Below are 20,626 nucleotides of genomic sequence, written 5' to 3' on the forward strand. Positions count from 1 at the left end.
AGAGTCTGTATATCAGACTCTTTTTTTTATGCTTCTATCTATCTTATATTCCTTCTACGAAAGGTGTATAAACTTAAATTCAGTAAAGAAATTGTATTCTTCTTTAGGTCTTAACACTACATTATCGAACTGTGGATGTTTAGTAGCATCGGCATAACCTTGTGCTTCAAAACAAATCCCTCTGTTTTGCCCTACAGTTTTGCGATGAGGTGGTTGCAACTCAGGTAAATAATATCCTGCATAGATATGTAACACAGGGTGATTGGTACGCACTTCCATTGCCAATGAACCTTCTCCGTTAGTAAGTGTAGCCATTACTTCCTCAGAGGGAATCTCACGTACAAACGAATTATCAGTATGAGCATATACCTTTTGCCCTTTTCGGTAATCCAAACGTGTACCAGCCACAGGAGGGCGTTCACCTGTAGGAGTAAAGAACCCTTCTTCTAACGGTACGTACTTATCGGCTTTTATTTGTAAGGTATTGTTAAGCACATCGGTATTGCTTTCATTGAGATTAAAATACGTATGCTGAGTGAGATTTAAAATAGTAGGTGCATCGGTAGTGCCGTGATAATCAATGCGCAAACGGTTATCGGAAGTAAGCGTATAGGTTACACGCACCGTTACCTCACCTGGGTAACCCTCTTCGCCGTCTTTAGAAACATATTGTAGGGTTATTGAAGAATTATCTTCTCCCCTATTTACTGCCACTACGTCCCAAAAGACACTATCAAAGCCTACTGAGCCTCCGTGTATTTGATTTTCTCCTAAATTGCAGTTCAATTGTACTTCCTTGCCATCGATAATAACTTTTCCGTACTTTATACGACCTGCGTTACGCCCTATAATCGCACCAAGATACGGATACTCTTTGCGGTAAGCCTCACTTACGTACTCTTCAAACGTGTCGAATCCCAATACACACTCTACTTTTTTCCCCTTTATAGGCACTTTAATAGAGCTAATCACACCACCAAAATTAAGTACGGTTACTTCCATACCTCCCTTATTAGAAAGTACAATAGTTTGTAATTTTTCTTTATGATATTCTTTTTTCATCAATAATTATTTTTTTAGATAAAGATATTGAAATAATGTGAATCAAGAGTTGAATTGAGTTGTATGTAAATAAAGTATATCCATTAAAATATATTCACTTCAAACTCCAAGGCAATACCAAACTTTTCTTGCACTTGAGCTTTTACATAATTAGCCACCGCTAAAATTTCTTCACCTGTAGCTTCACCATAATTCACCAATACCAATGCTTGATGCTTGTGCACTCCTGCATCTCCTTTCCGATAACCTTTGAGCCCTGAGCGATCTATAAGCCAACCTGCTGGCACTTTCACTTCGGTTTCATTTACTGGATAACAAGGAATTTCAGGATATTGCTGTTGTAGTTTTTCGTAATCAGTTTTTAGAATAATTGGATTTTTAAAGAAACTGCCACAATTACCCAAAACATTAGGGTTAGGCAATTTACTTTCGCGAATGGTAATAATCGCATCGGACAACTCTTTGGGGGTAGGTTTGGTAATTCCTCGCTCTGAAAGGACTTGCTGAATAGCTCCGTATTGCGTGTGCAATTGGTGGTTCTTTTTAGTAAGTTTAAAAGTAACCGAAGTAATGATGTAATTGCCCTTCTCTTTCCCCTTAAAAATAGATTCTCGATAAGCAAAAGCACATTCTGCATTTGTGAATATGCGTTTTTGCAGTGTATGAATCTCAATAGTCTCACAACTCTCCATCACATCTTTTATTTCCACCCCATAAGCCCCTATGTTCTGTACAGGAGTAGTACCTACATTGCCGTAGATCAGCGAAAGATTTTCAAGTCCACCATAGCCCTGTTGTAAAGTATAACGCACAAATTGGTGCCAATTCTCTCCTGCTTGTGCTTTAAGCCATATGTATTCATCAGTTTCTTTTACAGTGCTAATGCCTTTAAGCAAAATGTGAAACACAGGTTGCGTAATATTTTTAGTGAGAAGCATATTGCTTCCACCCCCTAAAACAAATGGATTGTGATACTCTTGTAACGCACTGATGAGTTCCTTTTCGCTATGGATAGGAATATATTTTTCAGCTTGAACTTTAAGGTTAAAAGTGTTAGGTATTTGCATAACTTACGGTCTACTTACAAGTGCAAAGGTATGCAAAAAAAAATGAATTAGCAAATGTGAAAAATTAGTAAATTAGCAAATGGAGATTGATGGCTTAGTGATAGGGTCACGAAGAAACGAAAGATAACGGAGAGGTTCGGAAGATGATTGAAGGGGACTTTGGTGAAAAAAGGTTATTAGGAGGGTATGCTTAGCTTATAGAGAGCTTATAGGAAGATGTGTATGGTTAGCTTATAGAGAGCTTATAGGAAGCAGAATCTTGGACGATTGGTATAGAAAAGGATTATACGAATCTTGGACGATTGGTATAGAAAGGGGGTGTAAATAGTTAAAAATGAGGAGTTAAGAGAGGGGAATGTGTATGGTTAGCTTATAGAGAGCTTATAGGAAGCGGAGTTAGCTTATAGAGAGCTTATAGGAAGCTTATACACGAATCTTGGACGATTGGTATAGAATAGCTATATAAATAATTTAAAATGAGGAGTTAAGAGTTAATAAAAAACCGTAGTTTTGAGGGAAATAAAGCGACGTAAAACGAAAGGAAAGACCGTTGTTTGCTCTTAGTCTGTAAGTCTCATAAGGTTATTAACAAACCTTTTTATTGCACTAAAAATAAATTTGTTACCTAATAAATTTTGGGTTTTCAACTTTTTTTTCTACCTTTGTGCCTTGAAAATGCCAACTACCTATCGAATAAGTAAAACACTACTAACAGCTTAAAACTAATAACAAATGGCTAAAATAGATTCTTTTAAAGAAACAATGCTCGCTGGATACTCGTTTAAAGGTGATTACATTACCTTAGGAGGGGCTATCTACGAAGGGCAACCTATTGAAAACGTATTGGTAAATTTACCTTTAAAAACACTTAACCGCCACGGGCTTATCGCAGGAGCTACGGGTACAGGTAAAACTAAAACTCTGCAAGTTATCGCCGAAAACCTTTCTAAAAAAGGCGTTCCTGTATTGCTAATGGACTTAAAAGGCGACCTCAGTGGTATTGCTGAATCTGGTGAAGTAAAGCCTTTTATCTTAGAGCGTTTAGGTAAGATAGGCTTAGACTTTCAACCACAGGCATTCCCCACCGAACTACTGACCATTTCGGAGCAAAAGGGTGTGCGTATGCGTGCTACTGTATCAGAATTTGGCTCTGTGTTACTTTCACGCATTTTAGACCTAAGCGATGTGCAAGAAGGTGTTTTGGCAGTAGTTTTTAAATACTGCGATGACCACGCACTACCCTTGTTAGACCTGAAAGATTTAAAGAAAATACTTCAATATGCCACTGATGAAGGAAAGACCGACTTTGAGAAAGAGTACGGAGCGGTTTCTAAGTCCTCAACAAGTGCTATCTTGCGTAAAATTGTGGAATTAGAGCATCAAGGTGCTGAACTTTTCTTCGGCGAGCGCAGTTTTGAACCAGCTGACTTAATGAGAACCAATGCACAGGGCGAAGGTTATGTAAACATCATTCGCCTTACAGACATTCAAGACCGTCCTAAGATGTTCTCGACCTTTATGTTGAGTCTTTTGGCTGAAATTTACACTACTTTCCCCGAAGAAGGCGATATGTCGAAACCTAAGTTGGTTATCTTTATCGACGAAGCACACCTTATTTTCAATGAGGCTTCCAAAACGCTTCTCAACCAATTAGAGAACATTGTAAAGCTCATACGTTCAAAAGGTGTGGGACTTATTTTCTGTACTCAAAACCCTACCGATATCCCCGATGCGGTACTCTCTCAGCTGGGTATGAAGGTACAACACGCTCTGCGTGCTTTTACTGCTAAAGACCGTAAAGCCATTAAGCTGATTGCAGAGAATTATCCTTCATCAGAATTTTACGACACTACCGATACGCTTACTTCCTTAGGAACAGGAGAAGCACTCGTAACAGTACTGAACGAAAAAGGAATACCTACCCCATTGGTAGACACAATGATGCGCGCACCGATGAGTAGAATGGATATCCTTAGTGATAGTGAAATTGAAGCGTTGGTAGGGCGTTCGGAGTTAGTGCACAAATACAACGAAGTTATCGACCGTGAAAGCGCTTATGAAATCTTAAATAAGAAAATAGAGGACGTGCGGAAAGAGGAAGAGAAGCAAAAAGAAGCTAAGGAAGCCGAAAAAGCTTCTACTCCTAAGCCCACTACACAAAAAACCACTACTAAGCGTTCGGGTACTAATCCTTTGATAAAAATGGTTACAAGTGCGTCGTTCGTGAGAGGTGTTTTAGGAATATTAAATAAAATCATCAAGAAATAATGAAAAAATACTTTATCATCATTACTGTTCTTTTAACTATTGTGGCGTGTAACAATAAAAAGAATGAGTTCCTCATCACTAATAACAGTGTAGGAGTCCTCCAAAAAGACACTCCCATACAAAAGTTAGATTCTATCTTTGCTAAAGACTCCATAGTAAACTCGACTATGGAAGGAGAGTTGCGTTATGCAAGTGCTGAACGCATTACTATTTTAGACAAAGAAGGTAAAGAGCTTCTTGAAATCACTCCCACTACCAATGATAAGGGGGACAAAATAGTAGAAAGTGTATTAATATTGTGCGATAAATACGCTACCGAAAAAGGGATTTCGTTACAGAGTACTTTTAAAGACGTAAAGAGCAAATACCCCGATTTAGAAATTGAGCCCTCTATCAGTAGCGTAATGGTTACTCCAAAAGGAAAGAATTACTACTTTACTTTTGATAAATCGGCTCTTAAAACAGCTTTTGACCTTACCGATAATATCTCAGAAGGAGATATTGAGGAAAGTGCCAAAATCGCTCGTATTACAGTTAATTTTTAAGTTGAACGAAGATTAATAACTATTTATAATTTTAACACGAGTGATACACTCGTGTTCATTTTGTATAAAATCAATTGATAAAGATGAACAATATCAAACTAAACAGCATTGAAGATGCTGTTGAAGATATAAAAAAAGGAAAGGTCGTTATTGTAGTAGATAATGAAAACCGCGAAAATGAAGGCGATTTTATTGCTGCTGCTGAAAAGGTAACTCCTGAGATGATTAATTTTATGATTACCAACGGTCGCGGGTTAGTCTGTGCTCCTCTTACTGAAAAACGCTGTGCTGAGCTTGACCTTCCGATGATGGTGCAAAACAACACCGTACTACACGAAACTCAGTTTACTGTTTCAGTAGATTTAAAAGGTCAGGGGTGCACTACCGGTATTTCAGCTTTCGACCGGGCAAAAACTATTCAAGCATTAGTAGACCCAAAGACCACTCCTTTCGACTTAGGGCGTCCTGGACATATATTCCCTTTACGCGCTAAAGAAGGCGGAGTGCTTCGCCGTACAGGACACACAGAAGCAGCTATTGACCTCACTCGTATTGCGGGACTAAAACCTGCGGGTATTTTAGTAGAAATTTTAAATGAAGATGGTACGATGGCACGATTACCTCAGTTAGTGGAAGTAGCTAAGAAATTCGACCTTAAAATCATTTCTATTGAAGACCTTATTGCTTATCGTATGCGCAAAGATACACTTGTAATAAAGAAAGAAGATTTCTTGTTGCAAACCCCTTATGGAGAATTCCGCTTGCGCGCTTATGAACAAACTACTAACAAGCAAATACACTTAGCCTTTACACAAGGCAATTGGAAAGCAGATGAACCTGTGCTTACGCGCGTTCATTCATCGTTTATCAGCAATGATATTCTGGAAGTTATAGCAGGAGATAAGGACAACCCTCTTGAGCGCATTTTCAGAAAAATTAATGAGGAAGGCAAAGGAGCTGTGATAGTAATTAATAAAGAGGGTTATTCGAAAACGTTGTTACAGCACATTACCGAAATCAAAGAACACCAAACAGGGCACCCTCTTCCTCAAGTAGGTAAAGATACCAAAGATATTGGGATGGGAGCTCAAATACTCAACGATTTAGGTATTAGAAAACTTCGATTACTTACCAACTCTAAAAATGCCTCTAATTACGTAGGAATGTCAGGCTACGGTCTTGAAATTACGGAAGAGATACCGTATTAATTAGAATGGGAAGATAGGAAATAATTATATGACACATATTATTATGAGAAAAATAACACTCTTTTTAGCCCTAATTGCCAGCTCATTTTCTTTCTCACAAGAGTTGAATGCCGTGGTAACGGTCAATACGCAACAGGTAAATTTAAGTAATCGCTCAGTCTTTAAGACCTTAGAAAAATCTTTGCAAGAATTTATCAATCAAACCCGTTGGACAGATTTAAAAGTGCGCGAAAACGAACGTATCCGTTGTAGTTTTACTCTGGTGATTAATAAGTTTGAAAATTCGCATTATGAAGCAAGTCTTTTGGTGCAATCTTCTCGTCCTGTATACAATTCCGCTTATCAATCTCCTGTATTTAACTTGCAAGATAAAGAAATAGCTTTTGACTATCAAGAGTTTGCTCCTCTTACCTTCAATGAAAATGCCTTTGAGTCGAACCTCACGTCGGTAATAGCTTACTATGCCTATTTGCTATTAGGGTTCGATGCTGATACGTTTGCTGAAAATGCAGGGAGACCTTATTTCTTAAAGGCACAACAAATTGCTAATATAGCACAAAACAGTAGTTATACAGGTTGGGCAGATAATGGTAAAAACAACCGATTCTTGTTAATAAATGAGCTCATTTCAGAAAATTACACTGATTATCACAAAGCTTTATACCAATACCATCGTTTGGGCTTAGATATAATGAGCACCGATGAGAAAGGCGGAAAAGAAGCTATCCAGAATGCTATTATTTTACTTGAAAAAATACCGAGCCTACGGTTGAGCTCCTATGCAATGATATTGTTTTTTAATGCGAAAACTGATGAAATTGCCTCTATTTACTCAGGTGGAATGATTTTTAATACCAAAATGCTAAAAGAAGCCTTAATGAAATTAGCTCCCACCCAAGTAACTAAGTGGAATGAAATAAAATAAGGAATATGCTCAACACTCTATCTATAAAAAATTATGCATTAATTGATGACCTAAAAGTTGACTTCCCTAAAGGCTTTATTATTATCACAGGCGAAACAGGTTCAGGAAAATCTATAATGCTTGACGCTCTTTCCTTAGTATTGGGGAAACGTGCCGATATGTCTGCTTTGAGGAATAAAGATGAAAAATGTGTAATTGAAGCCGAATTTTCTTTGCAAAATTATGAATTTCAATCTCTCTTTAATGAGCTGGAAATAGATTATGACCCTCAAACTATTATACGTCGTGAAATTCTTCCTTCGGGAAAATCTCGAGCTTTCGTGAATGATTCTCCTGTAACATTAGACGTGCTTTCACGTTTAGGTGAAGTACTCGTAGATATTCATTCTCAGCATCAGACACTTTCTTTAAGTGACACAGCTTTTCAGTTTGAAATTATAGATGCAATGGCTGAGAATAAATCTTTGTTAGAGGAATACCAACGCCTTTTAGTACTACTTAAAAACGAACAAAAAAAACTACAAAAGCTCATAGATTTCCAACAGACAGCTAATAAAGAATACGATTACAATCTGCACCAACTCAAAGAACTGAAATCGGTTACTTTAGGAGAAGGCATTTTGGAGGAATTGGAAGAAAGCTATGAAGAAGCCTCTAACATCGAAGAGATAAAAGAAAGTGTAGCTGAAAGTTTATATTTGCTCAACGATGAGAATATAGGTATCTTGAATAATTTGCGTGAACTGCGTCGCGCTTTTTCAAATCTTACAGAATACAAACAGCAATACCGCGAATTATACGAACGCATTGACTCAGCTTTCTTAGATTTAGAAGATTTGAGTAGAGATGTAGCAGACATTGATGAAAACATAGAAACAGACCCAGAAAATTTAGAGGAAATATCTAAGCAACTCAATAAAATCTACTCACTTCAACAAAAGCACAAAGTAACAACCGTTGAAGAGTTGATGAGTATTCAAGAACGTTTAGAGAAGGCTGTTTCTAAAACTGAAAGCGCAGATTTCGACCTTAAAGAACAACAAGAGTTAGTTGCAAAACATCAAGCAGAAACTTCTAAAAAAGCAACTGAGTTACACAAAACTCGTGAAAAAGTAGTTCCTACTCTCACTAAACAGTTAGAGAGCTTTATGCACGAATTAGGAATGCCCAATGGGCGTTTTGATATCAAGCTAACATCTACTTCACATTTTTTTAATAACGGAAATGATGAGCTCTCATTTTTATTTTCTGCCAATAAAGGAGGAGATTTTGGACCATTAAAGAAAGTAGCTTCAGGAGGAGAATTATCACGTATAATGTTAGCTGTAAAAGCAATAATGGCAGCACATACAGCACTCCCTACTATTATGTTCGACGAAATTGATACAGGAGTATCAGGGGAAATCTCTCAAAAAATGGGAGATATAATGAAACAAATGAGCAAAAACAGACAGGTTTTTGCTATTACTCATTTACCGCAAATAGCTGCTAAGGGTGCTTATCATTTTAAAGTGTTTAAAGAAGATATAACTGGTAAGACGACTACCCATCTTAAAATGCTTACCGAACAGGAACGCATTTCAGAACTCTCAGAAATGCTTGAAGGAAAAAATAGTGGCGAATCAGCTCGTAATCACGCAATAGAGCTTTTAAGAAAAGGATAAAAAACAGACAAGTATTAACTTTCTAAACTAATAATAAATTATTATGCTTCCCATTGAAGAGTATAAAACAGCTTTTTTACAGCATATAGAAAAAATTTTTACTCCCAAAGAGCCTATTCACCTCTATGAACCTATTCAGTACATTCTTAACTTAGGGGGAAAGCGTATTCGCCCTATACTTACCCTTATTGCAACCGATATTTTTGGTAAAGACTATCACAAAGCACTTAATGCAGCTACTGCTATAGAGGTTTTTCACAACTTTTCACTTATCCACGACGATATTATGGATAATGCTTCTCTAAGGCGTGGCAAACCTACTGTACATCAAAAATGGGATACAAATGTAGGTATACTTTCAGGAGATGCTATGCTTATCATTGCCTATAAATTATTAGAGGATTATCCTTCAAAAATATTTCAAGAATTAGTAAAAACATTAAGTGAAACAGCCCTTAAAGTATGTGAAGGACAGCAAATGGATATGGATTTTGAAAAGCTACAAGAGGTAAGTATTGAGGTATATATGCAAATGATTTCATACAAAACTTCAGTTCTTATAGGAGCTGCCTTACAAATGGGTAGTATTATCTCTGAAACCACTAAGGAAAACCAAATAAATATGTACAATTTCGGTTTAAATTTAGGAATAGCTTTTCAGTTACAAGATGATTATTTGGATACTTTTGGAGATGCTTCATTTGGTAAAAAAATAGGAGGTGATATTATAGAGAATAAGAAAACTATACTCTATTTAAAATCTTTAGCCCTAAGCAATGAAAAACAACGTGAAGAACTATTGAGAGCATATGCTTTAAATGAAGTTGATAATAAAATAGCAAGAGTAAGAGAGATTTTTCAGATAACAAATGCAGACAAAGCAGTTCGCCAGCTGATAGAAAATTATACTCAAAAAGCTCTTATGATATTAGAGAAAATAACTATAGGAGATGATAAACGAGAATACCTCAGAACTTTTGCCCTACAATTAATGGATAGAAAAATATAAAACGGTATAGATTTTGTGCTTATAAAACAAGATTTCAAAACTTTTTAAATAACTTATGATATGAAAAAAACAACTTTTTTTATACTCCTAATTATGGCTGTTGTTCTTAGTTCTTGTGCTAGTGTATATGTAGCTACAGATTATGACCAACAGGCCGATTTTTCTGCATACAAATCATTTGCTTTCTTTAAAGAAGGTATTGATAAAGTTCCTATCTCAGATTTAGATAAGAAACGTATTCTACGAGCTATTGAGCGTAATTTAACTTCTAAAGGAATAACACTTTCTGAAAAACCAGACGTTTTAGTAAATATCTTTACACGTGAACAAGAAAATGTAGATGTATATAACAATTCTCCATACTATTGGGGCTGGGGAATGGGTTGGGGACCTTTTTGGGGAGGCGCAACCTATAATGTAGCTCGAAGTACAGAAGGTTCTCTTTATATTGAAATTATAGACGCTCATAAACGTGAACTTATTTGGCAAGGTAAAGGTATAGGTAACCTACCTCAAACAACAGAACGCAAAGAAGAAGCTATTAATAATTTCGTAAATAAAATATTAGAAAAATATCCTCCAAAACAGTAAGTCTCATAAATTATTTAAATACTTACTTATAATAAAAGTTTCCTGAAATATGGAAACTTTTTTTGTTTATTAAGTTTTTTATCGTACCTTTGCCCCCGATTTAGAACAAACAAAAGATGGATTTAATTAAACTTTCTATTAAGCGTCCCAGTGTACTTATTGTGATGCTCTTGTTGTTGCTACTTGGCGGCTTCTATTCGTATAAGTTATTGAACTACGAACTCATTCCTAAGTTTGAGGTGAATGTAGTTACGATCTCTACTGTGTATGCAGGAGCCTCTCCTTCGGAGATTGAGAGCACCGTGACAAAGAAAATTGAGGATGCTGTTTCGGCTTTGGAAAATATCAAAAAGATACAATCATATTCGTATGAAAGTCTTTCGGTGGTAGTAGTACAACTTACTAACGATGCGAATGTAGATAACACTCTTAATGAGGCACAGCGCAAAATTAATGCAATAAGAGCTGATTTACCCGATGATGCTAAAGAGCCATCATTGAGTAAATTCTCTCTTTCCGATTTGCCTATTGTGTCTATTGGAGTAACTTCTAAGTTATCGGCACAAGAATTGTACGACTTGGTAGATAAAAAAATACAGCCAGAGTTATCACGTGTTCCAGGAGTAGCACAAGTAAATATAATAGGTGGTCGCAAACGCGAAATACGCGTGAGTATTGACGCTAAAAAACTAGAAGGTTATGGTCTTTCTATAGCTCAAGTACAACAATTGATTGCAGCTTCGAATATGGAAATTCCTGCGGGTAAAATTAAAACTCGTGAGAATAGTACTTCTATACGTTTACTTGGTAAATTACAAGATGTAGAACAATTGCGCAACCTTATACTTGCTTCACAGAATGGAGTAGAGATACGACTTTCGGATGTAGCTGATGTGCAAGACACCGAAGAAGAAGCTACTAAAATAGCGCGTATAGACCAAGAAAATACTCTCTTGTTACAAGTATTGAAACAAACCGATGCTAATGCTGTATCGGTGAGTGAGTTGGTACGCAAGAAGATGGCGCAAGTAGAGCAGACTTATAAAAATGAAGGTGTAAAAATGTTATTGGCAGAAGATACCAGTGAGTTTACCTTAGAAGCAGCCAACTCTGTAATGTCCGATTTGATATTGGCAATTGTATTGGTAGCAGTAGTGATGTTCTTCTTCCTCCACAGCCTACGTAATGCTATTATTGTAATGGTATCTATACCTACTTCTCTCATCGCTACTTTTATAGGTATGTATTTCTTTGGTTTTACACTGAACTTGATGAGCCTTGTTGCCCTTTCGATGGTGGTAGGTATCTTGGTGGACGATGCTATTGTAGTATTAGAAAACATTCACCGCCATATGGAGATGGGTAAGAATAAAGTGCGTGCTGCTTTTGATGGTTCTAAGGAAATTGTGCTTACTGTAATGGCAATTACCTTAGTAATTGTTGTAGTGTTCGTTCCTATTTCATTAGGTAATGCTATTGTAGTAAAAGTATTGCGTGAGTTCTGTTTGACTGTAGCTATTGCTACAATGCTTTCATTATTGATGTCTTTTACAGTAGTCCCTTGGTTGTACTCTAGGTTTGGAAAATTAGAACACGCAAATCCCAATTCATTTTTAGGAAAACTAACCATAGGCTTTGAAGGATACCTCAAACGCTTTACACAGTTCTTCTCTGACTTATTGGTATGGGTATTTGCCAATAAATGGAAAACTATTATTTTGGTATTTTTCCTTTTTGCAGGTTCTTGTTCATTGATTCCTACTGGATTTATCGGATCTGAGTTTATGCCTAATATGGATAGAGGAAAGTTTTTAGTACAGTTTGAATTGAATAAAGATGCTTCCTTAGAGCAGACTAACTTTATGACCCAAAAAGCTGAAAATTATCTTCGTAGCTTAAAAGTAGAGGGTACCAATAAACCTTTGGTAGAGAGTATGATTACTACTGTAGGACAGTCTACCAGTGGTATGGGAGCTTCACAAGCAACCCCTTATAAATCGGAAATACAGCTTACTATTATTGATAAGAAAGAACGTAATGAATCGACTAACGTAATTGCGGCAAAGCTGAAACGCAAACTGAGTCAGTATTTAGTAGAAGCTAAAGTGAAGACTGTACCGGTAGGAATGATGGGAGCCGAACAATCCCCAATTGCTTTGGTAGTTACTTCTGACAATGTGGAAGTAGCCCAACAGTACGCTGAGAAAACAGCTGAGCTTCTTAAAACTGTTGAAGGTGCTACTGAAATTAAACTTTCCTCAGAATCTGGTAATCCCGAAATAAATGTGCAGATAGACCGCGATAAGATGGCAATGTTAGGGCTTAATATTGCTACTGTAGGGGGAACGATGCGAACCGCTTTTAATGGTAATGACGACAGTAAGTTCCGTACAGGAGATTCAGAATACAATATTAATATAGTGTTTGAAGAAGGTAGCCGTCAGTCTATAGACGATATAGAAAATATGATGTTTATCAACTCAGTGGGACAACAGGTAAAACTATCACAATTTGCTAATATTGTTTATGCTTCAGGACCTACACAGCTAGAACGTTATGACAAATCACCTTCGGTAACCGTAAAAGCTCAATCGGTAGGTCGTCCTACAGGTACTATAGTTTCAGAATGGAAAACTAAGATAGACCAATTAGAAAAACCTGCTAACGTACACTTTGTGTTTACAGGCGACCAAGAGATGCAAGACGAAGGATTTGGCACCTTGTTTATATCGCTCTTTGCAGCTATTCTCTTAGTTTATATGGTAATGGTAGTATTATACGACAGTTTTTCACGACCTTTTGTGGTATTGTTCTCTATACCACTTTCGTTCATTGGAGCTTTAGTAGCTTTGGCATTGGCTAATATGTCACTCAATATCTTTACTCTTTTGGGCATCATTATGCTTATCGGGTTGGTTGCTAAGAATGCGATTATGTTAGTAGACTTCGCCAACCACCGCAAGCAAGAAGGAGAAGATACAGTAACTGCATTAATACAAGCAAACCACGCCCGTTTGCGCCCTATCTTGATGACGACTATCGCAATGGTAGCAGGTATGATTCCGCTTGCGATTACTAATGGAGCAGGTGCCGAAGTGAACAATGGTTTGGCGATTGTAATTATAGGTGGACTTATTTCCTCATTGTTCTTAACACTTATTGTAGTGCCTTTGGTATACCTTATTTTCGACAATATTGGCAGACGTTTCGGCAAAGGAACTAAGACTGATTACGAAAAACTGATGATTGCTGATTACGAGCACAGAGACATCAAAGGCGAACACGAAGTATAACTATAATTCATCTTATTTTTTACTTATCTCTTAGACGGTGCGAGGTCGTAGCACGACAGGCAGATAGAGCGAGACGCATAGGCAGATAGGAAAAAGACGAACAAACGAATGACGAACAAAAGACGAAGGAATGACGAACAAAAGACGAAGGAATGACAGACCTAAGAGGATATTAAGTTGAACTAATGTTAGTCAGTTCATTTATTACCGCAACGGTATGACAGGCTACTATGGCTGCTGTCTCGGTGCGTAAGCGAGTATCTCCTAATGAGATAGGCACAAATGCTTGTTGCAAAGCGGTGTTTATCTCATTAGTAGAGAAATCGCCTTCAGGACCTATGAGCACGGTAATACGCTCAGGAAAGGGCTTGAGGGCGCGAGAGAGCAAGCGCTTTTCATTTTCTTGACAGTGAGCTATATATTTAGCTGAACTATCTGTCAGCATCGTTTTGAAAAACTGAGCTGATGCAATAGGCGTATTCAGTTTAGGCAAATAGCATTGCAACGACTGTTTCATTGCTGAAAGGAGTATCTTTTCAAAACGTTCTACTTTGATAGTGGTACGCTCAGAATGTTCACAGATAATAGGAGTAATTTCATCAACGCCTATTTCGGTGGCTTTCTCCAAAAAACACTCATAACGTTCATTCATCTTGGTAGGTGCTACCACCAAATGTAAGTAGTAAGGACGGGGAAGCTGAGGAGTACATTTCAGTATAGACACCTCACATTGTTTAGGTGTAGCGAAGTCTAATTTTGCTTCAAAAAGAAGTCCTTTACCATTGGTAATATGGAGTATATCGCCTGCTTTTTTGCGCAGTACTTTTACTATATGTTGGCTTTCTTCCTTATCAAAAAAGCAATTTGTGCTACTTGAATGAAGGTTGGAGTGGAAAAATAATTGTATACTCATAATTTTATTTTCTTAGAAAAAATGGGCTTTATTGCGGGACAAAGATACAACAAAATAAAAAAAAGTAGATTTTTTATTTTGTAATTATAAAAATTGACTTACTTTCGCCCCGTGAAAAGTAATATTAATATGAAACGTGTAATAGTAGACTACAACAAACTAACTAATGAGATTCTCTCAATGTTGGTAGAGAAATACCCCGAAGGGTATACAGATGCAGATGTGATTCGTTTTAAGAATGCTAAAAATGAAACAGTTGATGCCTTGGAAGTCCGTACTGATGACACTATATATTTAGTGAAAGTAAGTACCCGCTTAGCTGACACTATGGAAAACTTCGACGAAGATGATGACTTTATGAATAACGAAGAAGATGATATGAGTGTAAGCAATTTAGATATACCTGATGACTCTTCACTAGACGACGAATAATAAAACACTAAAAAGCGTATGATTACCGCTTATATTCCTTATCAAAATATTCGTTTTTTCTCTAAACTCATCACTGATTATGTAGGTGAGAATAAAAAATTACGTTCTTTTTATCATAATTTCCCTTCATTGTTAGAATTTAAAAAGCAAATAGAAGAAAAAGCTCTTGATTTTACCGAGGAGAAACGCCATATTTTGGTCAGTAGTTTAAAAGAACAATACGCTGAGGTAAAAACTACTCCGAAAGTACTTAAAAATATCGAACTTTTATCCAAAAGTAATACTTTTACCATCACTACGGGACATCAATTAAGTCTTTTTACAGGACATCTTTACTTCATTTTCAAGATAATTTCGGTAATTAATACTGCTAGACAGCTCGCCGAAAAGTACCCTGATAAGCACTTTGTACCTGTATATTGGATGGCTACAGAAGACCACGATTTTGAGGAGATTAACCACTTTCACTTCAACAATCGCACAATTTGCTGGAATAGCGACCAAACAGGAGCCACAGGCAACTTTGCTACTGACACACTTGAAGCGGTGTTTCAGACTTTTGACAAAGCCATAGGTCTAGGCAAAAATGCTAATACTTTGCGCACACTCTTCCACGATAGTTATCTGAAAAATAAAGATTTAGCCTCTGCCACTCGTTACTTAGTAAATGCTCTCTTCGAAACATACGGAGTTGTAGTAATAGATGGCAACGATAAAGCCCTAAAAAGGCAATTTATCCCTTATATAAGCGATGATTTACTGCACAGTGTAGCACATACTGAGGTTACTGAAAGTATTAAGGTTTTACAGACTGTAAATAGCTCTTATCCCGTGCAAGTGAACCCTCGTGAGGTGAATATGTTTTATCTTACAGAAGGAGGAAGACATCGCTTTGTGCGCAGTGCGGACGGTTTTGAGGTACACGGTACGGATATTCGTTTTTCCGAGGAGGAGATTTTAGAGGAACTACACACCTATCCAGAACGATTTTCACCCAATGTAATCTTACGACCTTTATATCAAGAGGTAATATTACCCAATTTGGCATATATTGGAGGAGGCGGTGAAATAGCCTATTGGCTGGAATTAAAAGGATTTTTCAATAAGGAGAAAGTACCCTTCCCGATACTAATGTTGCGCAATTCAGCAATGCTTATTTCGCAAAGACAAGCCGAAAAACTACAAAAACTAAAACTTTCAGTAGAAGACTTATTTCTAAAACCAGAAGATTTAAAAAACAAGAAAGTAAGACAGTTAAGCGAATTTCCTATAGATTTTACTCCTGAAAAAGAATTACTACACAAGCAGTTTAAACATTTATATGAGTTAGCTAAACGCACTGATGTTACTTTTGAGAACGCTGTAAAAGCACAAGAAGTAAGACAGCTGAAAGGGTTAGACAAACTGGAAAAACGCCTCTTAAAGGCCCAGAAAAGGAAGTTTGCAGAGGAATTGGAACAGACTATTTTTTTACAAAATGAACTCTTTCCTAACGGAGCCTTACAGGAGCGTTTTGCTAACTTCACAGATTTCTATTTGATGAAAGGAGAAGAACTCATTCCTGAGTTAATAAAAGACTTTAATCCGTTTGATTTTAGGTTTGTGGTAATACAATAAAAATGTTGTATCTTTGCACCCAAAATAACGAACAATGAAAAGTATTCTTGAAATAAGAACGGACTTCCCTATACTCTCACGTACTATTCATAACAAACCTCTTATCTATTTTGATAATGGAGCAACTTCGCAAACGCCTACACAAGTGATAGAGGCAATAGTGCATTATTACAGTTACCAAAACGCTAATATACATCGTGGAGTACATACTCTCAGCCAAGAAGCTACTGATGCTTATGAAGAAGCGAGGAAGAAACTACAACGCCACTTCAATGCCCGTAAAAGCTCTGAAATTCTTTTTACTGCGGGAACTACACACGGTATTAATTTAGTGGCTAATGGTTATGGCACACTGATGCAAGAGGGAGACGAAGTAATTATTTCGGCTTCAGAACACCACAGCAATATAGTACCTTGGCAATTAGCTTGTCAACGGAGTGGGGCTACCCTAAAGGTAATCCCGATGAATGAGAAAGGAATTTTGGACTTAGAGGTGTATAACCAACTGCTAAATAAACGTACGAAGATAGTGTGTGTACAGCACGTATCGAACGCCCTAGGAAATATTCACCCTATAGAAGAAATTATAGAAAAAGCACACCGCGTAGGAGCAGTTGTATTAGTAGATGGAGCACAAGCAGCCCCACATTTGCAACCCGATATGCAAACTCTCGATGTTGATTTCTATGCTGTTTCAGCTCATAAAATGTACGGACCTACGGGGGTAGGAGCGTTGTATGGTAAAGAAGAATTACTATTACAATTACCTCCTTATCAAGGAGGGGGAGAAATGATAAAAGAAGTACATTTTGAAGAGAGTACTTATGCCGACCTTCCTTATAAGTTTGAAGCAGGTACTCCTAATATTTGTGGAGGTATTGCGTTTGGAGCTACAATTGACTATATACAGCAACTGGGAATGAAAGCTATTGCTACACACGAACACAAACTATTAGAATATGCTATCGCTAAATTACAAAATATAGAAGGCATTACTCTTTACGGTAATGATGATTTGAATAAGCGTACCGCTGTTATATCATTTAACTTACAAAACATTCACCCTTACGATGTAGGTGTAATTCTCGACCAATTGGGAATTGCTGTACGCACGGGGCATCATTGTGCCCAACCTATTATGGACTTCTACTGTATACCAGGTACAGTTCGTGCCAGCTTTGCTGTTTACAATACCTTTGAAGAAATAGATACCTTTGTAGAAGCTGTAAAAAAAGCTCAGAAAATGTTAAGCTGATAAACGTATAAAAGGAATTTAAGATATAAATACTATAGTTTCTCGTAAAAAGGTCTCTCTATATCAAAGATTTCTTGCAATAGTTGCTCGGTATACTGACTGTACAAAGCGAGAGTTTGAGCGGTTACATCATAGTCTTTTACCTTGTCGATATAGGTGTGGAAACGCAAGAATCCTTTTTGCAAACGCTTAAACGATAGGTTGGCAACTATCATCGGTTCATCAATCTTGAAATGCTGGGTAATCATATAAGCATAAGTGAGGAGTTGGAAGGCTTTGCCATACTTGATGTCAGTAATAAGATTCTCCCAATCTTTAATACGCACATCGGTTTCTTCTACAATTCCTGTTTTGTAGTCGATGATGTGCAACACTCCGTCACGTCTATCCACCCGGTCGATAATCCCTTTGAAATTAACAAGAAAAGGCAAGTGAGAAGCTTGAAAAGGTATTTTTATCTTCTGTTCTAAATACAGAGGAATGATTTCGGTACCACTTTTTATTTCGTTGAGTTCTAAAGTTAAAAAACTACGCACATACTTCTCTATTACATTGAAAATAAGCCAGTTTTTACCTGTCCTAAAATCAGTACTTCGGTACTCTTCTTCAAAGCGTTTTTCGATAGTGGGGAGTACCAAAGGTTGCATTTTTTTGATGTGCTCTTCGGTGAGTATTTCGTTTAAGAAAGATGTGTACAAATCTTCTAAAGTGCCGTGTACGATATTTCCAAAAGTGCGTACTTCAACAGTTTCTTCTACCTCTTTTTCTTCGTATACCTGTAGTACTTGTTGCTCGTAGAAAGTAAGTGGATTGCGGATATAGGTAGTTAGTGCTGAAGGTGAAATGCCCTTCTCGGCAAGTGTCTTTAGTGTATCGATTACAGAGGTCGTTTTTTTGATGTTAAGAGGTCGCAACACAGCAGGATATACCTCAGGTGCCTTAATTTGATGCACTACCTTGTGAGTGGGAATTTTCTCTGCCAACAATTGGAGAATAAACCTACTTTTTTCCTTGTTTTTCAGACTATTCATCTCGGTATCGTAGAAAAGGTGTACTTGTTTGGCGCGCTGTAAAATGCGGTAGAAGTTGTAACTGTACACCGCATCACGCTCTTTGTAGGTAGGCAATTCCAGTTCGTACTTCACATCGTAAGGGATAAGTGAATCACCACTTTTGCCTAACGGAAGTACCCCTTCGTTTACTGAGGTGATAATCACGCGGTCGAAATCCAAACTACGGCTTTCCAGTACTCCCATCACTTGCAAGCCTTCCAAAGGCTCACCGCGAAAATTGAGCGAACTTTTCTGTAAGACATCTAAATAGAAATGATAAAGCGTTTTCACTGAATCGATATAGCTGTATTGCTCTTGTAACTGTTTCAACTGATTAAATAACTGAAAGAAACGATAAGCATACTCTTGATTGAGTAGGTGAGTATTGCTCTCAGGGTCGATTTGTACTTTTAGGCGATAGATAAGCGTAATAGCATTGTCGATAAGGGTAGTAATGAGTGCTTTGCCTTTGGCATCGGGGAATAGCAAAGTAAGCATCTCGTGTTCGGTTTCATCTACCGACTCGAATAGCTTTTTACGGGTGATATAGGTGAGGTTGTACGTTTTGATGTACTGCGAAATATGGCGCACCACTTCTTCTTTTAGCAAGGTGTGCAAGAAAGGTTGAGAGAGCAGGTTCAGTATATCTTTATAGTAAAAACTCTTGGAAAGATGCAAGCGGAAATAGGCGACAAAAAGGTCGTTAAGAGGAGTTTGTTGCAAGGGGTAACCCATAGTGATGTTCACACTTGTTTTGGGTTGTACAGCTTGCAGTACGGGGATGAGCAGATTCTCATCGGCGATGATGAGGGCGGTTTTTTCCAATGCTTTGGTAGACGTATTTTTGAGTAGTTCGGCTACACTATGCGCCTGATTGATGCTTTTAGGTACTCCCGTGAGATAGAGTTCTTTTTCTTTTTCGTAATTGCTTTGTATAAACTTAGGTTTATGGGTTTGGTAATAACGCCAACTGTTTATATATTTACGCAAGAAGAAACCCGCATCGTGAGCTGGATTGTTTAAAAAATAAGTATCACCGTCCCAATAAATTTCACCGCCTATATCCATTAATATAGATTGAATTACGTGCTGTTCGGCTTTGGAAAGGGCGTTGAAACCGACGAATATATGAATACTATTGCTGTGTGTTTGCAGGTATTCGGGGAGTTTTTCGACAGCTTTTTTAGCGATGAAACCGCCATAACCTTTACCCATTTCGGTGAGTTTACTGTTGAGAGCAAAATAGTAATCGCCGAGGCTGTTCCAGAAAGCTAAGTGCTTTTTCTGCATCTCGCTAAGCTCGTCCATACCCGACCAGTGTTCAGCTTCTTTGAGGGCGTGGATATAAGGAAAAATCTTATCGGGATTTACCAAATATTGGTCGATTTCACTAAAATCTTTGAGAGCCGTTTGTCCCCAGCTGAGGAACTCTTCAAAGCTATCGGGGGTGTCTTTACAAGTTTTTGAGTAGCAATCGTAAAACTCAAAAAGCAAAGGCAAATTGCTGATAGGCTGTACCCCTGAAATACGCGTAAATAGGTCGGCTATCCCGATGAACTCAGGGGCAATAGTAGCGTGCTTTACTTGCTCGGCAAAGTGTTTTTTGAGGAAGAGTGCAGGGCGTTTACCCGTAGTAACAAACACAAGACGCTCTATCTTATCAGAATAGTTTTCTAAAACATCGGTAATAACTTCTTGTAGATAACTCATAATGATTTGCTAATC

General features: G+C 37.5%; 15 protein-coding genes. 11 read left to right on the forward strand and 4 right to left on the reverse strand.

Annotated elements, in window-relative coordinates:
- Positions 1-54: 54 nt before the first annotated feature.
- Complete coding sequence (locus HMPREF9078_RS00245) at positions 55-1,062, reverse strand: aldose epimerase family protein (RefSeq protein WP_009418705.1); 1,008 nt, start codon at positions 1,060-1,062, stop codon at positions 55-57.
- An 83-nt stretch (positions 1,063-1,145) separates the two neighbouring features.
- Positions 1,146-2,129, reverse strand: coding sequence for a UDP-N-acetylmuramate dehydrogenase (murB, locus tag HMPREF9078_RS00250; RefSeq protein ID WP_009418706.1), 984 nt, complete (start codon positions 2,127-2,129; stop codon positions 1,146-1,148).
- Positions 2,130-2,861: 732 nt separating this feature from the next.
- Here murB and HMPREF9078_RS00255 point away from each other — a divergent pair.
- From HMPREF9078_RS00255 to HMPREF9078_RS00290, 8 genes are all read left to right on the forward strand, one after another.
- Positions 2,862-4,397: a helicase HerA-like domain-containing protein gene (locus HMPREF9078_RS00255; protein ID WP_009418707.1), complete on the forward strand. Its 1,536-nt coding sequence runs from the start codon at positions 2,862-2,864 to the stop codon at positions 4,395-4,397.
- On the forward strand, positions 4,397-4,942 hold the full coding sequence (locus tag HMPREF9078_RS00260; RefSeq protein ID WP_009418708.1) for a hypothetical protein: 546 nt from the start codon (positions 4,397-4,399) through the stop codon (positions 4,940-4,942). The genes HMPREF9078_RS00255 and HMPREF9078_RS00260 overlap by 1 nt, the downstream gene beginning before the upstream one ends.
- A gap of 83 nt (positions 4,943-5,025) precedes the next feature.
- A complete protein-coding gene (ribB, locus tag HMPREF9078_RS00265) occupies positions 5,026-6,150 on the forward strand; it encodes a 3,4-dihydroxy-2-butanone-4-phosphate synthase (RefSeq protein ID WP_009418709.1) in 1,125 nt (374 codons plus the stop codon).
- 28 nt (positions 6,151-6,178) lie between these two features.
- The gene (locus HMPREF9078_RS00270; RefSeq protein ID WP_009418710.1) at positions 6,179-7,075 is read left to right on the forward strand and encodes a DUF4835 family protein; all 897 of its coding nucleotides are present in this window, start codon (positions 6,179-6,181) and stop codon (positions 7,073-7,075) included.
- Between the two features lie 5 nt (positions 7,076-7,080).
- Positions 7,081-8,739 (forward strand): DNA repair protein RecN, encoded by a 1,659-nt coding sequence (gene recN, locus HMPREF9078_RS00275; protein ID WP_009418711.1) that lies wholly within the window; start codon positions 7,081-7,083, stop codon positions 8,737-8,739.
- Between the two features lie 43 nt (positions 8,740-8,782).
- Positions 8,783-9,748 (forward strand): polyprenyl synthetase family protein, encoded by a 966-nt coding sequence (locus HMPREF9078_RS00280; RefSeq protein WP_009418712.1) that lies wholly within the window; start codon positions 8,783-8,785, stop codon positions 9,746-9,748.
- A gap of 60 nt (positions 9,749-9,808) precedes the next feature.
- The gene (locus HMPREF9078_RS00285) at positions 9,809-10,339 is read left to right on the forward strand and encodes a DUF4136 domain-containing protein (RefSeq protein WP_009418713.1); all 531 of its coding nucleotides are present in this window, start codon (positions 9,809-9,811) and stop codon (positions 10,337-10,339) included.
- 116 nt (positions 10,340-10,455) lie between these two features.
- Complete coding sequence (locus HMPREF9078_RS00290) at positions 10,456-13,632, forward strand: efflux RND transporter permease subunit (RefSeq protein ID WP_009418714.1); 3,177 nt, start codon at positions 10,456-10,458, stop codon at positions 13,630-13,632.
- Between the two features lie 172 nt (positions 13,633-13,804).
- On the opposite strand, the gene HMPREF9078_RS00295 is transcribed toward HMPREF9078_RS00290, so the two are convergent.
- A complete protein-coding gene (locus HMPREF9078_RS00295) occupies positions 13,805-14,545 on the reverse strand; it encodes a 16S rRNA (uracil(1498)-N(3))-methyltransferase (protein WP_009418715.1) in 741 nt (246 codons plus the stop codon).
- A 129-nt stretch (positions 14,546-14,674) separates the two neighbouring features.
- On the opposite strand from HMPREF9078_RS00295, the gene HMPREF9078_RS00300 reads away from it, so the two are divergent.
- The 3 genes from HMPREF9078_RS00300 to HMPREF9078_RS00310 are packed head-to-tail and all read left to right on the forward strand — an operon-like array spanning position 14,675 to position 17,849.
- Positions 14,675-14,977, forward strand: a complete 303-nt coding sequence (locus HMPREF9078_RS00300; RefSeq protein WP_002671767.1) for a hypothetical protein — start codon at positions 14,675-14,677, stop codon at positions 14,975-14,977.
- A gap of 18 nt (positions 14,978-14,995) precedes the next feature.
- Positions 14,996-16,594 carry a bacillithiol biosynthesis cysteine-adding enzyme BshC gene (bshC, locus tag HMPREF9078_RS00305; protein ID WP_009418716.1) on the forward strand — a complete coding sequence of 533 codons (1,599 nt, stop codon included), beginning with the start codon at positions 14,996-14,998 and terminating at the stop codon, positions 16,592-16,594.
- A gap of 34 nt (positions 16,595-16,628) precedes the next feature.
- Positions 16,629-17,849 (forward strand): aminotransferase class V-fold PLP-dependent enzyme, encoded by a 1,221-nt coding sequence (locus HMPREF9078_RS00310; protein WP_009418717.1) that lies wholly within the window; start codon positions 16,629-16,631, stop codon positions 17,847-17,849.
- Positions 17,850-17,881: 32 nt separating this feature from the next.
- Here the strand turns inward: HMPREF9078_RS00310 and HMPREF9078_RS00315 are convergent, their stop codons facing one another.
- The gene (locus HMPREF9078_RS00315; RefSeq protein WP_009418718.1) at positions 17,882-20,611 is read right to left on the reverse strand and encodes a PD-(D/E)XK nuclease family protein; all 2,730 of its coding nucleotides are present in this window, start codon (positions 20,609-20,611) and stop codon (positions 17,882-17,884) included.
- Positions 20,612-20,626: the final 15 nt, after the last annotated feature.

It is taken from the genome of Capnocytophaga sp. oral taxon 380 str. F0488 (genome assembly GCF_000318255.2).
In the GTDB taxonomy this organism is placed as follows: domain Bacteria; phylum Bacteroidota; class Bacteroidia; order Flavobacteriales; family Flavobacteriaceae; genus Capnocytophaga; species Capnocytophaga ochracea.

What these genes read in the sequence shown, in the direction of transcription:
- recN (WP_009418711.1), top strand. Translation starts at nt 7,081, where the DNA reads ATGCTCAACACTCTATCTATAAAAAATTATGCATTAATTGATGACCTA.
- HMPREF9078_RS00260 (WP_009418708.1), top strand. Translation starts at nt 4,397, where the DNA reads ATGAAAAAATACTTTATCATCATTACTGTTCTTTTAACTATTGTGGCG.
- murB (WP_009418706.1), bottom strand. Translation starts at nt 2,129, where the DNA reads ATGCAAATACCTAACACTTTTAACCTTAAAGTTCAAGCTGAAAAATAT.
- HMPREF9078_RS00270 (WP_009418710.1), top strand. Translation starts at nt 6,179, where the DNA reads ATGACACATATTATTATGAGAAAAATAACACTCTTTTTAGCCCTAATT.
- HMPREF9078_RS00280 (WP_009418712.1), top strand. Translation starts at nt 8,783, where the DNA reads ATGCTTCCCATTGAAGAGTATAAAACAGCTTTTTTACAGCATATAGAA.
- ribB (WP_009418709.1), top strand. Translation starts at nt 5,026, where the DNA reads ATGAACAATATCAAACTAAACAGCATTGAAGATGCTGTTGAAGATATA.
- HMPREF9078_RS00295 (WP_009418715.1), bottom strand. Translation starts at nt 14,545, where the DNA reads ATGAGTATACAATTATTTTTCCACTCCAACCTTCATTCAAGTAGCACA.
- HMPREF9078_RS00245 (WP_009418705.1), bottom strand. Translation starts at nt 1,062, where the DNA reads ATGAAAAAAGAATATCATAAAGAAAAATTACAAACTATTGTACTTTCT.
- HMPREF9078_RS00285 (WP_009418713.1), top strand. Translation starts at nt 9,809, where the DNA reads ATGAAAAAAACAACTTTTTTTATACTCCTAATTATGGCTGTTGTTCTT.
- HMPREF9078_RS00315 (WP_009418718.1), bottom strand. Translation starts at nt 20,611, where the DNA reads ATGAGTTATCTACAAGAAGTTATTACCGATGTTTTAGAAAACTATTCT.
- HMPREF9078_RS00255 (WP_009418707.1), top strand. Translation starts at nt 2,862, where the DNA reads ATGGCTAAAATAGATTCTTTTAAAGAAACAATGCTCGCTGGATACTCG.
- HMPREF9078_RS00290 (WP_009418714.1), top strand. Translation starts at nt 10,456, where the DNA reads ATGGATTTAATTAAACTTTCTATTAAGCGTCCCAGTGTACTTATTGTG.
- HMPREF9078_RS00300 (WP_002671767.1), top strand. Translation starts at nt 14,675, where the DNA reads ATGAAACGTGTAATAGTAGACTACAACAAACTAACTAATGAGATTCTC.
- HMPREF9078_RS00310 (WP_009418717.1), top strand. Translation starts at nt 16,629, where the DNA reads ATGAAAAGTATTCTTGAAATAAGAACGGACTTCCCTATACTCTCACGT.
- bshC (WP_009418716.1), top strand. Translation starts at nt 14,996, where the DNA reads ATGATTACCGCTTATATTCCTTATCAAAATATTCGTTTTTTCTCTAAA.